Source organism: Desulfosporosinus hippei DSM 8344 (assembly GCF_900100785.1).
GTDB classification, from domain to species: domain Bacteria; phylum Bacillota; class Desulfitobacteriia; order Desulfitobacteriales; family Desulfitobacteriaceae; genus Desulfosporosinus; species Desulfosporosinus hippei.
Genome location: NZ_FNCP01000010.1, coordinates 57,440 through 70,372, shown reverse-complemented (window position 1 = coordinate 70,372; position 12,933 = coordinate 57,440). Strand labels below are relative to the sequence as shown.

The following is a 12,933-nucleotide window of genomic DNA, read 5'->3' as shown; positions in this document are numbered from 1 at the left end:
ATCAAGAGCTTGCGGTTTCTTAGCAAGGTGACTTTGTAACGGGTCATCGTTAGTTAAGAAAGCGTAAGTTCTTTTAGGCATAGGAGGGGCACTGTGAAAACTAAGTCAAAGGTGAAATATTTTTCTCGAGATCGTTGGGTACAAGTGATTTTACTGAGTGTAGTCGTAATAGTGTTTGGCAGGCTCGTCTTTCTCCAAGTTGTACAGGCATCTGACTTAAAGGCTAAGGGTATTGAGAGACGTACTATTGATCAGAGCCTCAGGCCTGATCGAGGAGTGATTTTTGATGCTCAAGGAAATGTATTAGCGCAAAGCATCCCGGTAAAACAAGTCTATGCTGATCCAAGGACTCTCAATAACGCTTTGGAAAAGAAACAATTTAAAAAGAGTAAGGATGAAGTGGCTAAAGATCTGGGCGGCATACTAGAGATAGATCCCCAAGAAATACTGGATAAATTAAACAAAGATCTCTCCTGGGTAAATCTAGCTCACCAAGTGGAGGTAGCAAAAGCTGATGAAATATTAGCACTGAAGATACCCGGAGTTGGTTGTTCCGATGAAGAGAAGCGTATTTATCCCATGGGTGTTTTTGCCTCCTCTGTTCTTGGAATTGTCAATCAAGAAGGTCATGGGGTAGAAGGTGCTGAATACTACTATGATAAGGAGTTGTTTGGCAAACCCGGGTTTCAATCCAAAGAACAAGACACAAGAGCCCGCTCAATCTTGGATGCCCTTAATCAAGGTGACCCGTCAAGACCCGGTAACTCAATTACCTTAACCATAGATTCAACAATTCAATACTACATTGAGCAGCAATTAGATGAAGCTCAAAAAGCAACGAATGCTAAAAGTGTCACAATCCTTGCAATGGATCCAAAGACAGGTCGGGTACTGGGCATGGGTTCACGTCCATCCTTTGATCCGACTGACTACGCAAAGGTTGCCCCTGAGGTTCGGAGAAATTTAGCCATTAGTATGTCTTATGAACCGGGCTCAACCTTTAAGATTATTACAGGATCTGCGGCTTTAGAAGAAGGCCTTATTCAACCGGATGAAACCTTTAACGATCCCGGCTTTTTAAGTATTCCTCCTCTCTATATAACCAACTGGGATTCTGACCAAAAGGCCCATGGCTTCATTACTTTTACCAAAGGAATGCAGCTTTCTTCTAACGTTGTTTTAGCACAGGTTGGAAGAAATTTAGGCAAAGAAAGGTTTAATACCTACCTAAAGGCCTTTGGCTTTGGACAAAAAACCGGCATAGATATCTCAGGTGAGGAAAGTGGATTACTCTTGCCCGCAGAGAGGGTGCGGGATATTGATGTTGCCACTATGTCATTTGGTCAAGCCAACTCTGTCACTCCGATCCAACTGCTTACGGCAATATCAGCCGTTGCCAATGGCGGCACTCTCTACCGTCCCTATATTGTTGATAAGATTTCCTCCTTTGATGGTCAAATTGTTCAGCAACAAAAACCAACTCCTGTTCGGCAAGTTATATCACAATCGACGGCAACTCAGATGACTAATATTCTCGAAGAAGTTGTCTCCGATGGAACAGGCCATACAGCCCATATTCCCGGCATTCGCGTAGCTGGGAAGACCGGAACTGCTCAGAAGGTAGATCCTGCAACCGGGGCTTATTCAAAAACAGACTTCATTGCTTCCTTTGCAGCTTATGCTCCTGCTGAAGATCCTAAGATTGCAGTACTTGTGATAATTGATACTCCAAACACTGAGGACGGACATCAGGGGGGTACCTTGGCAGGCCCTAGGGCAAAAGCAATTATTGAGGGTGCCCTGCAATACTATGGTCTGCCGGTGGCCAATGATACTCAGAGTACTGTTACTATTTCCCCCAGTGATACAGCTCTTAGACCAACCCCCCAACAAGTTGTCCCTGAGCGAGTACCTCTTGGAGGAGAAATTGTGATTCCTGACCTTACAGGGATGACAATGAGGGAAGTTGGGGAAACCTTAGCTAAATCGGAACTGCATTTTAACTTCTCGGGGACTGGATTAGCAATCCATCAATCCCCTCAACCGGGGAAGATAGTAACAAGAGGTTCACCTGTTGAGGTAAAGTTTTCGCCCTTATCTCAGTGATAAAGAAGTTTATCATTTCTTAAACAGGGTAAGCTAGGATGACTTAAGGAAATTATTAATTCGGAGGAATAAAATATGCTTCTCGACCAACAGATTGATTTAATGAAAGCCGAAATTGTATCCGCTGTACAAGCCTGTATCCAAATCAAAAGTGTCAAAGATGAAGAACATAGCGCTGAGGGTGCGCCCTTTGGACCGGGAGTTAAAGAAGCTTTAGAGTGGACCTTAGATCTGGGGAAATCCTTTGGTTTCCAGGTCAAAAACGTCGAAGGGTACGCGGGTCATATTGAGATGGGAACTGGCGAATTGTTAGGTATTCTTGGGCATCTAGATGTTGTTCCGGAAGGGGATGGCTGGTCAGTGCCGCCTTATGGTGCCACGATTGTAGATGGCAAGATTTTTGGCAGGGGAGCCTTAGATGATAAGGGACCTTCTTTGGCGGCCCTTTTTGCCATGAAAGCTATTAAGGATGCTAATATCCCTCTCACGATGAAGGTTCGTCTCATATTAGGTACTGACGAGGAGTCAGGTTGGGCAGACATGGATTATTACTTTAAAAAAGAAGAAACCCCGCAAATGGGATTTGCTCCCGATGCTGAGTTTCCTGTAATTCACGCCGAAAAAGGAATACTTCATTTAGAAATCTCAAAGCCCCATTCACCAGCCTTTGCCCACATTGTTAGTATTCGGGGTGGAGAACGAGCAAATGTTGTACCGGATCGCTGCGATGTTCTTCTCCAAGGGCTCTCTCATGATATTGCCCAGCAATTAGCTAATTATGCTTTTCCGGAAGGAGTAAGTGCCTCAGTAATCAGCAAGAAATCCGAGTCTGATCTTAAGCTTCTTTTCCAGGGAACCAGTGCCCATGGAAGTCTCCCCCAAAATGGTAACAATGCTGCTCTTTACGCTGTACGGTTCCTTAAAACACTGCCACTGAGTGCCGAAGAGCAGCAAACCCTTGATTTTATCTCGGTCTATCCGGGAACGGGCTTTCACGGAGAAGGATTTGGGATAGCCTTAAGTGATGAACCCTCTGGTAAACTTTCACTTAATCTTGGCATTTTAGATATGACATCAACTAACACGCGTTTTGTGATTGATATCCGTTATCCCGTAACTTATCAGCGAGATGAGGTTTTTCAGCCCATTGAAAAAATTGCTCTTAACCAGCAATTTAGTGTTGAGATCATTAATCATCAAGAAGCACATCATGTTCCCAAAGACAGCCCCTTGGTACAATCTTTACTAAAGGCCTATGCAGAGGTAACAGGCCTGGAACCATATGCCTTCGCAATTGGCGGTGGAACCTATGCTAAGGCCATTCCCCAAGGAGTAGCCTTCGGACCTGTCCTGCCCGGTGAACCGGATGGAATTCATTGTCCTGATGAATTTATTTCTATTGATAACCTGCTTTTAACAACTAAAGTTTATGCTCAAGCTATTCTGAATTTGGCTGCTGACATTAATTAAATAACCCCTAGAATAATACTATTGCTGTATGATTAAGTAACATAATCAAAACTTAATTATACAGCATAATTAAAAAGTTATTGACAGTAACAATCTGCAGGAGTATAATTCTAAATGTCGCTTGTGCGCCACTAGCTCAGCTGGTAGAGCATCCGACTCTTAATCGGCAGGTCCCTGGTTCGAATCCTGGGTGGCGCACCAAATAAACGATTCTCCCGCAAGCAATTGCGGTTTTTTTTATTATACGTGATTGCATGAAGTGGCAAAATATTGTAATAGAAATTAGACAAAAAAAAGAACAGTTAACATTATGCTAAAACTGTCTCTTGCTTAAAAGTTAATAAAACTTCATCTAACAGAAGGTCGGCTTGTTCCTGCGCAATTCCTTTGACTTGCATAACCTCGCTGATAAACATCCGACGGGCACTGTTTAACATAGTCTTGTCTTCTGCTCCGAGCTGTTTTCTTTGGTTTTTTCGCACTAAGTCCCGTATGATTTCAGTTCCTTTGTAAATATCGCCGGTTTTTATTTTGCTTTTATGGAGATCTCTGCAATAACGACGGTCTTCATAGATACTTGGATCTGTATTTCCAATGTGGAAATCTGTGAGAATATTTTCTAAGATATCCGGCTCTACTATCTGACGGATACCAAGAGTCGAAGCTTTTTCTATCGGTATAATAATTTGCATATTGTTTTGAGGCATATTCAATTTATAGAAAAGCTTGTTTTTTCCCAATACATCTCGCTCTTCAATAGCTTCAATAACACCTACACCAAGCATTGGATAAAGAACTTTGTCGCTAATTTGAAACATTAATCCACCTCCTAAGTGATCTTTATAAGTATAACATAAAATTGATTGATTGGCAAAATAATATATTACCATAATAAATAAGACTTTGTCAATATGTATATTTGCATTTTTAACAGTTACTTCAAAATTTTCTGCGTATTAATAAAAGTTAAGGGTAACCATTCTATGCAAAAATTTTATTCTTTTTCGGCAAAGAAGGGCGACAACGCAATCTAACAATAAAACAACTTGGAAACACCAAATAAAATGAGGCCTAGCTAAATGCAGACCTCATTTTGAGCTTGTATTAAAAATATTTCTTAGTTTTAAATGGTTCCGAAGGTGTTTCTAGAGTCTAAAGCTGCTAACCCCGATTTGCAAATCTTGAGCTAAGTTTGTTAAACTCTGGCAAGAAAGGCTTATCTCATCAATAGAAGCTGTAAACTCCTCAATTGCAGCTGAAACCTTGGAAGCCTGATTGGCATTGACTTGACTGACCCCACCGATTTCTTGTACACCTGAGACAATTTGTTGGCTGCCTCCTGCCATTTGCTGGATAGAGGAGGAAATGCCTCCTACTTGTCCTGAAACTTCATTAACCATTTTAAGAATATCATCAAGACCATGACCAACGTTATTTACTGCTTTAATTCCATCATTAACGTGAATCTCTTCAGCGACCATTGCCAGATTTGCTTGAGAGATGTTTTCCCTGTTAACAACCACCAATTCAGCTATTTGCCCGGTTGCCGCTTTGGCTTTTTCAGCTAACTTTCGCACTTCATTCGCTACTACAGAAAAACCACGGCCGTGTTCACCGGCCCGAGCAGCTTCAATAGCGGCATTCAAGGCTAATAGATTTGTTTGTTCCGTAATATTGGTAATTAAGCGAGCAATGTTGGCAATTTTTTCTGAGCTATCAGTCAGTTGATTTATAGCATCTTTGACAAGTAAAGTACTTTTACTGATGTTTCCCATTTGTTCTATGGCCTGAGTGAGAGCTTTTTGCCCATTTTCCGTAGTAATAGCCGTTTGGGAAGCTAGGTTAGTAACATGCTGACCTGCCTCAGCTACGGTTTGAATATTGGCGTTTATTTGTTCAATGGCTGCTACAGTCTCGCTGACTGCAGCAGCTTGTTTTTCTGTACCACAGGCAACTTCTGAAACGACCACAGCGATTTGCCCGGAGGCCATTGAGCCTTGCTCAGTAATCTTTAAGAGCTGACTGGCAGATAAGGCAACATCGTCGGAGGAATCAGAGACTCTTCGAACTAATGTCGCTAGACTTGATGTCATCTGATTAAAGGCCTGGGCTAATTGTCCTGCTTCGTCTTTAGATTCAGAACTGATTTGGTTTACCCTCAGATTTCCGGCAGCCAGTTCTTGGGCATTGGTAAGCATTATTTGCAGAGGTTTGGAGATTGCTCTTGCTACAAGAGCTCCAATGGCAACAGCCAATAAGGCAGCCACAAGGGGGAAACCGAATAATACTTTCTCTGCATGAAGGAAATTTAGATTTTCACGCACAATGGTACTCTTTGCTTTCTGAGCACTAAATTCAACTATCTCAGGAAGGAGGGTATCAATCTCTTCTAAAATTGATGTTAGGTTATTCACATAGTAGGAATAAGCGCCCTGCTTGTCATTACTATCGATCAGCAGGACAACCTGCAGCCATTGGTCGCTAAATTTTAAAAGATTTTCTCTTACCTTAGCTAATTTAACAGTTTCCAAGGACTCCTGAGCCAGAGGGGTATAGTTATCCAGTGACTCATTAATTAAGCTCAGTAAAACCGTGGTCTGAATGAGAAGGTTTTGTTTTTGAGAAGGATCCACTGGGGCTAAGAGCAGCTCAGTGTTAACACTACGAATCATTCGCACATTGGCATGTGCCTCATTGATTAGTTTTACAGAGATTAGAGAATTTGAATAAATTTCATTCATGGCTACCTTAGCTTGCCGATAATAATAATAACCCATATAACTTAATCCCAGCATAAAGAGTATCATGACCCCAACTAAAGCATTGATTTTAAAAAAAGTTTTCCAATTCTTAAACCAAGTAAATTTCGGTCTTAGGGTTCTTATCAATTTTAAATGAGGGAATTTAAATTTTAGCCGTCCAAAGCTTTTTAGACTATAGTTATTGAAACTGAATTTATACTTGCTTAGATTAAACTTCTTCATTGATACTGTTCCCCCTAGCGCAATATATAAGAGTTTCCTCCTATTGCCTTTACTTCTTTCTTGATCTGAGCGGCCCTTTCAGAAACGAGTAAGGGTGTCCAGCTATGGTCTGTATTTATGATGAGACCAGCTAACGCAACACTTAAATACTCTGATCCAGTCATCAGCAGGCAAGATTGTTCAAATTGATGGAGGATTTCTTTTGCTAACTGTTCCAGACCTGAAGGTGAAGAGATAACAATAAAATCATCGCCGCCGATATGACCGATAAAGGAATCCTCGGCAAGATTTTGAGATGCATTAACCAAAACCTCACTTAATACTTTGATAGCTACATCACCTTGCTGAAAGCCATACTTATCGTTGTAATATTTAAATTTATTAAGATCTACATAAATTAGGCCAAAAGTCGACTTGCGATCTAAGTGTTGTCTAATTTCCTGATCGATAAGAAGATTACCGGGTAATCCGGTTAAAGGGTTAGCTCCTTTGGCAATTTGAATTTGTCGCTCGGCCATTGTTTTAATTAAATTGGCTACTGAGACCATACCTACTGGCTTACGTTGATTAGCAACAATGATCCCGTCATATAGCTGTGAACCTGAACGTTGCATAGCTAGACTAGACACCACTTCTAAGGGAGTGGTGTCTTCTACAATTAAAGGATTGGTATCCATCAGAATTGTTACAGTTCGTTCTAAATAAAGTGTAACACCGTAACGAGTACCCAAAGCAGCAAATAGCCTATCCCGCTGCATGACGCCAACTAAACGAGAGTCTTCAATAATCCCTACTAACCAGAGATGAGGATGTTCACGAAAATAGGCTTCAACTTCTTTGACCAGGGTATGGACAGTGAAAAGAGGTAAGGGTTCGACCATGGAAAGGATTGAGCTTTGTTCGATAGATTTATGGCGAAGTGTCGGACTTAATATTTCTTTAAGCGGATTGAGGATAGGTCGTTCAAAGCTAGGCTTTGCTATGTAGAATCCTTGTATGTAATCCACCCCTAATTGAACAACCGTACGCATTTCTTCTTCAGTTTCTACGCCTTCGGCGATGATGCGGCATCCTATGCGCTTAGAAAAAGTTACAAATGTCTCCAATAAGGCCCATTTAATCGGATCGGCATTTACACCTTTGATCAAAGAGCGGTCAATTTTAAGATAATCAGGGTGAAGTTCTGCGACAGATTGCAATGATGAGTAGCCGGCACCCACATCATCGAGGGCAATTAAATATCCTTGATTTCGATAATGGTCTAAGGCATCCCGAAAGGTAGAATAGTCCTCGATGGAGCTTCTCTCGGTGATTTCCAAGACAACGTCCGAAGGAGTTAAACCTTTTTCATTGAGTAGCTTTCTCGTGTTTCCCGAGCCGAATTCCGCATCAATAAGTACGAGAGGGTTGATGTTGAGAAAGAGACGTTCTTTATTCAGAGAAATTTGGGGGAAGGATGTAATGGCTTGGCGGCGGCAAAGTGTTTCGATGGGATAGAGGAGACCGATCTTTTCTGCAAACGGGAAGAGGTCGGCAATATTGTTGAAGCAAGTAGAGTTAGGGATACGAGCTAGTGCTTCAAATCCGAAGACTTCTCCACTTCGCGCATCAATGATAGGTTGAAAAGCTGCCTTCAAGTGTTTACCCGGATCATCGATTAAGTAGGCAATTTCTTGACGGCGGGCAAAAAAATTTGGATCAGGCTCTGATTTATTAAGCAGAAAAGCTTCTTTTACGGCAGCATAAAGTAAATAATCGGGACTACGAGTAGGTTCATTGCTGCACTGAGCGAGTCCGGAGCGAAGACTTATTTTCTCATTAACTAATTTCCGTATTCGATGGTTAAACCTTGCTTCCAGAGGAGTTATCCATTTTTCTATAACTTCTGTAATATTCCAGGAAATGTTCTTGCCAGGTACGAAATATACGACAAAATCGTCCCCGCCACGGGATTCGAAATGAGAAAACAGGTAGAGGTTACGTTGCTGTTTAATCGTTTGATTGATTTCACGCTCAATTTCGTCGAGGATTTGTCTGCAGATTTTATAGCCGTAGCGAAATTCCACCTCCTGAAATTTAACAATATCCAGGTATAAGACCCAGATCGTTTTGTCTTCTCTTAAAAGACGGCATAGTTTTCGTTGGCTCATATCTACCGACTTAAACATTAGAAAACTCCTTTTTATTCAAACACTTGCTTAATATGAGCATGATTTATAAATATCCTTACTAAATAATAATGTCTTATTGTAAAGGTTTGATGAACTGAATATTAATTTAGTGTTAAATATATCCTCTATATGCATTCTTAACTAGTTTATGATTAGTTGAAGAGTAACCGTTTCCGGTTTTTATCTTATTCTGGTAAGATCCTCAGTATATCTTGAGGAAATAACTCAAATTTAACAAATCCTATGGAATTTTAACCAAGGAATAATATATTCTTTACACTCATGACGTAAAATTGATCTCAGATCAGAAAATGAATAATTGCTTCTTTAATCTGCATTTCTACTATGAACAAGAAGGAGAGGTTATTTGATATGTATGAACGGATTATTGGTCAAACACTTAGCAGAATGACGAAAATCCTACTTGCTCCAACAATTCCCTTGCAATATTTTCTGGACGCCCCCGGTGTAACCCATGTGCATTGTCTTGAGGCAGCCTATAGAGTATTGAAGTCTGATGGTAAAGAATTGACGGCAAGTTTATTTGAACTCTATCACACCGAGCTTACCGGGGGGTTATATTGGGCTGATCGCGGTTGGAAAAATATTAATCATTTTTACAGTCGTCCAAACAAGCAAGGAATCTCAGGGTGGCCTGATGCGACTGCGGAGTGCCAATACTATTTCAATAAAGCCATTAGCTTTGTGCCTAGAGATATTGCCAAAGGAATGTTCTTTTTTGGCGCAGCCCTACACCTAGTGCAGGACATGTGCGTACCTCACCATTCCCTGGGCATACTTTTTGACGGACATAAGGAGTTTGAAACATGGGCCTCTCAAAATTGGAGCAGGTTTCCTGTCGAGTGTGGCAGGTATCTGCCCTTTTCTCACCCCGCTCAATGGATTGACTACAATGCGCAACAATCACTCCCCTTGTTCAGTTTGGTTTCCCAAAAGGATGGGTGTTCAGAAGAAAGCTACGAGAAAGCTTCAAAAGTCCTAATCCCTTTGACAATTTCCACCACAGCAGGATTTTTAGAGTTTGCTGTCAAGTTATTCGACGACAGACGATTACGAAATGATGCTCGTGATCATTGTTGAGATCATACTTAAACCGCTTATTTCCAAGAAAGCAAGAGTAATTATTGAAGGTGGGATAAATTGTGAAGCATTCGAGAATTCTTATATTTTCTGCTGGATTTGGCAATGGTCATTACCGAGCTGCAGAAGCAGTCATTGAAGAAATACTTATTAAGGAACCTGAAGCCATCATCAATCATCTGGATTTTGGTGATTTTCTTAGTAAACGGTTTAATAGTATGGCCAAAAACCTTTATATGGAGATGGTTAAACACACCCCAAAACTCTGGGGGAAGTTCTATTATAAAACTTCTCAATTTCAGCCTGATTCGCTTGCTCAACGTTTCTTAAACCAGTTAGGACGGAAAGAATTTCTTAGATATATTCAGTCATTTGCTCCTGATCTGATTGTTTGCACATACCCAACGGTTTCTTCGATATTAGCTCAACTCAGAATCGAACAGATTCTGCATATACCACTGATCACAATCATTACGGATTATACAGTGCACAGTCACTGGGTACACCCGGGTGTGGATGGGTATGTGGCAGCTTGTGATGAAGTTAAGGAAAATCTGATAGCTTGGGGAATAAAACCAGAGAAAATTTTTACAACTGGGATTCCGATTAGTCCAAAGTTCAATTTAGACAAAGATAAGGAAACCATCATTAACAAACTTGGTTTAAATCCGAAGCTACCCATATTTTTACTGATGGGAGGGGCATATGAAGAGGCAAAAGGAATAAAAAGGATTTGTGAAAGCCTGGCAAATTCTCATGTTTCTGTTCAGACCATTATTGTATGCGGCAAAAACAGGCAACTCTTTCATGCCTTAGACGAGTTAGTTGAACACTCCCGTAATCCTATTCTAAGGATGGCCTACGTTCATAATGTGGAAGATCTAATGTCAATTGCTTCGTTACTCATAACGAAGGCCGGAGGACTGACAGTTACCGAGGCCCTTAGCAAAAACTTGCCACTCTTAATCTACAGAGCACTACCGGGTCAGGAGGAAGCAAATGCGGATTTTGTACAGCGTCTAGGAGCTGGAAATGTAGCTAATAGTGAACAAGATCTGCATCAGCTCATCACGTACTATTTAACAAATCCTCAGGAAATTACCAAGCTGCGAGAAAAGGCAGCTATAGCATTAACAGGCCGATCTACGGAAGGGACTGTTAATGCTATGTTTAAATTAATCCTAAGTACCCGTAAGAAGAGGATGATTTCTTAAAAAGTCAACAGTTTACCTAAAGAGGAGAATATTTAACGGGAACTTTACTTTCAGTTCATTAAGACTTTACATTTGTCAATTATGATAAGAGTATCGAAAACAACGTTGCGAACCGAGTAAAGGGGGGACCTTATTGAGGGGAGTTTTCTTATGGCCAGTATTCTAGTCATTGAAGACGATAGGCAAATTCAAGAAGTCATTAAAACCAGCTTAGAAATTGAAGGGTTTACAGTATTTAATTCCGCTGATGGTGAACTGGGCATCGAATTTGCCAGAAGTAACCGACCTGAACTTATTATTCTTGATTTAGCTCTTCCATTGATAAGTGGATTTGATGTCATTAAAACCTTGCGTTCCTTAGAAGATACCCAAGCTATTCCAATAATAATGCTGAGTGTAAATGATGATATTACAGACAAAATAATCGGACTTGAGCTAGGGGCGGATGATTACTTAACAAAACCCTTTAGTCCTCGAGAATTGTTGGCTAGGATTAAAGCCAGACTCAGAGAAGTTCACCGTAAAGCTGATCCCCAAGAAAGCCTGTTGAGGTGGGGAGAACTTGAGATTAGGAAAGAAAATTATTCTGTAAGATTATCTGAACAGCCTTTGAACTTAACAGTAAAAGAATTTGAATTACTTGTTCTCTTCGTGTCAAATCCCTACCAAGTATTTAGTCGAGAATATTTAATTCAAAAGGTTTGGGGCAACCTTTCCGGCTCCGGAACCAGAGCACTAGATGTGCATATCAGTCACCTCAGAAATAAATTAAAGGCCTTAGGACCGGTTCTCGATTCCGTTCGTGGAGTTGGATATACATTCACCCACCGACGTAAGCACTGAATTTTTAACTCAAACTTTACATTGTATTCATTAACACTTTACAATCGTCAATTATAATCATCTTGTACTTGAGTAAATAAAGGGAGGAAATAAAATTGTTTAAATCTAAATCGAAAATCGCACTTGTAAGTACTACTCTAATAGCCATGCTCGCTCTGGTGGGATGTGGACAGACTGCTGCACCAACGACTACAACTCCTGCACCATCTACCAACACAACAACAATTGACAAGAAAACCATATCTGCTGCAGGCTCAACTGCTCTTCAACCACTCGTTAAGTTGGCAGCCGATGATTTCATGGCTAAAAATGCCGGCGTTCAAGTGAACCTTAGCGGTGGTGGATCCATGACAGGTTTAAACAATGTAGCGAGCGGGTCCATTGAGATCGGAAACTCTGATGTTGTGAGCCCTGATGAACTTAAAAGTGCAGGATTAGTGGATCATCAAGTATGCGTAGCTCCCTTCTTGTTAATTGTTAATAAGGATGTTACCGTTGATAGTTTGACGAAAGAACAAGCGGCAGATATATTTACCGGTAAAGTCACCAACTGGAAAGACGTCGGCGGTAAAGATGCTAAAATCTCAATTATTGGTCGTGCTGCATCTTCTGGAACTCGTTTAAATATTGAAAAGATTGTAATGGATGGCAAAAAAATGACTGATGCAGCAGCTGCTCAAGATTCAACGGGTAATCTACTAACTGGTGTCGCTCAAACTCCTGGGGCCATAGGCTATGTCGATGCTGCCTACTTGAAAGACACAGTTAAGGCTTTGAAGTTTAATGGTGTAGCATACAGCCCGGAAACTGTCATTAACGGCCAGTATCCAATTTACTCTTATGAGCATATGTACACTAAAGGGGAACCTACCGGTACCGTCAAACTTTTCCTGGATTATATTCTGAGTACAGAATTTCAAGAAAAGAATGTAGAGAAGGCAGGATTTATACCTGTTAGTAAAATGAAAAAATAAATTAGATCATTGTAATCTTAAAGCACGATTCTTAAAAAATTATTTATCCATATCCTTAAATTAGGGGCAA

At 40.7% G+C, this 12,933-nt stretch carries 9 protein-coding genes and 1 tRNA gene; 7 read left to right on the top strand and 3 right to left on the bottom strand.

What is annotated here, in order from left to right; all coding sequences use genetic code 11:
* Positions 1 to 93 precede the first annotated feature (93 nt).
* From BLS16_RS10430 to BLS16_RS10420, 3 genes are all read left to right on the top strand, one after another.
* On the top strand, positions 94 to 2,106 hold the full coding sequence (locus BLS16_RS10430; RefSeq protein ID WP_092333000.1) for a penicillin-binding protein: 2,013 nt from the start codon (positions 94 to 96) through the stop codon (positions 2,104 to 2,106).
* Between the two features lie 75 nt (positions 2,107 to 2,181).
* On the top strand, positions 2,182 to 3,576 hold the full coding sequence (gene pepV / locus BLS16_RS10425) for a dipeptidase PepV (RefSeq protein WP_092332999.1): 1,395 nt from the start codon (positions 2,182 to 2,184) through the stop codon (positions 3,574 to 3,576).
* A 125-nt stretch (positions 3,577 to 3,701) separates the two neighbouring features.
* Positions 3,702 to 3,777, top strand: a tRNA-Lys gene (locus BLS16_RS10420).
* Between the two features lie 107 nt (positions 3,778 to 3,884).
* Here the strand turns inward: BLS16_RS10420 and BLS16_RS10415 are convergent.
* The 3 genes from BLS16_RS10415 to BLS16_RS10405 all read right to left on the bottom strand — a co-directional run bounded on the left by BLS16_RS10415 (position 3,885) and on the right by BLS16_RS10405 (position 8,728).
* Positions 3,885 to 4,394, bottom strand: a complete 510-nt coding sequence (locus BLS16_RS10415; protein ID WP_092332997.1) for a CarD family transcriptional regulator — start codon at positions 4,392 to 4,394, stop codon at positions 3,885 to 3,887.
* 327 nt (positions 4,395 to 4,721) lie between these two features.
* Entirely contained in the window at positions 4,722 to 6,560 is a 1,839-nt protein-coding gene (locus tag BLS16_RS10410; protein WP_092332995.1) for a methyl-accepting chemotaxis protein, read from the bottom strand.
* A 14-nt stretch (positions 6,561 to 6,574) separates the two neighbouring features.
* The gene (locus BLS16_RS10405; protein ID WP_092332993.1) at positions 6,575 to 8,728 is read right to left on the bottom strand and encodes a GGDEF domain-containing protein; all 2,154 of its coding nucleotides are present in this window, start codon (positions 8,726 to 8,728) and stop codon (positions 6,575 to 6,577) included.
* Between the two features lie 348 nt (positions 8,729 to 9,076).
* Here BLS16_RS10405 and BLS16_RS10400 point away from each other — a divergent pair, with 348 nt between their 5' ends.
* The 4 genes from BLS16_RS10400 (at position 9,077) to BLS16_RS10385 (ending at position 12,863) form a co-directional block, all read left to right on the top strand.
* Positions 9,077 to 9,832 (top strand): zinc dependent phospholipase C family protein, encoded by a 756-nt coding sequence (locus BLS16_RS10400; RefSeq protein ID WP_345788525.1) that lies wholly within the window; start codon positions 9,077 to 9,079, stop codon positions 9,830 to 9,832.
* Between the two features lie 62 nt (positions 9,833 to 9,894).
* Complete coding sequence (locus tag BLS16_RS10395) at positions 9,895 to 11,046, top strand: MGDG synthase family glycosyltransferase (RefSeq protein WP_092332989.1); 1,152 nt, start codon at positions 9,895 to 9,897, stop codon at positions 11,044 to 11,046.
* Positions 11,047 to 11,196: 150 nt separating this feature from the next.
* Entirely contained in the window at positions 11,197 to 11,889 is a 693-nt protein-coding gene (locus BLS16_RS10390; RefSeq protein WP_092332987.1) for a response regulator transcription factor, read from the top strand.
* Positions 11,890 to 11,984: 95 nt separating this feature from the next.
* Positions 11,985 to 12,863, top strand: coding sequence for a phosphate ABC transporter substrate-binding protein (locus tag BLS16_RS10385; RefSeq protein ID WP_092332985.1), 879 nt, complete (start codon positions 11,985 to 11,987; stop codon positions 12,861 to 12,863).
* The last annotated feature ends 70 nt before the right edge of the window (positions 12,864 to 12,933 follow it).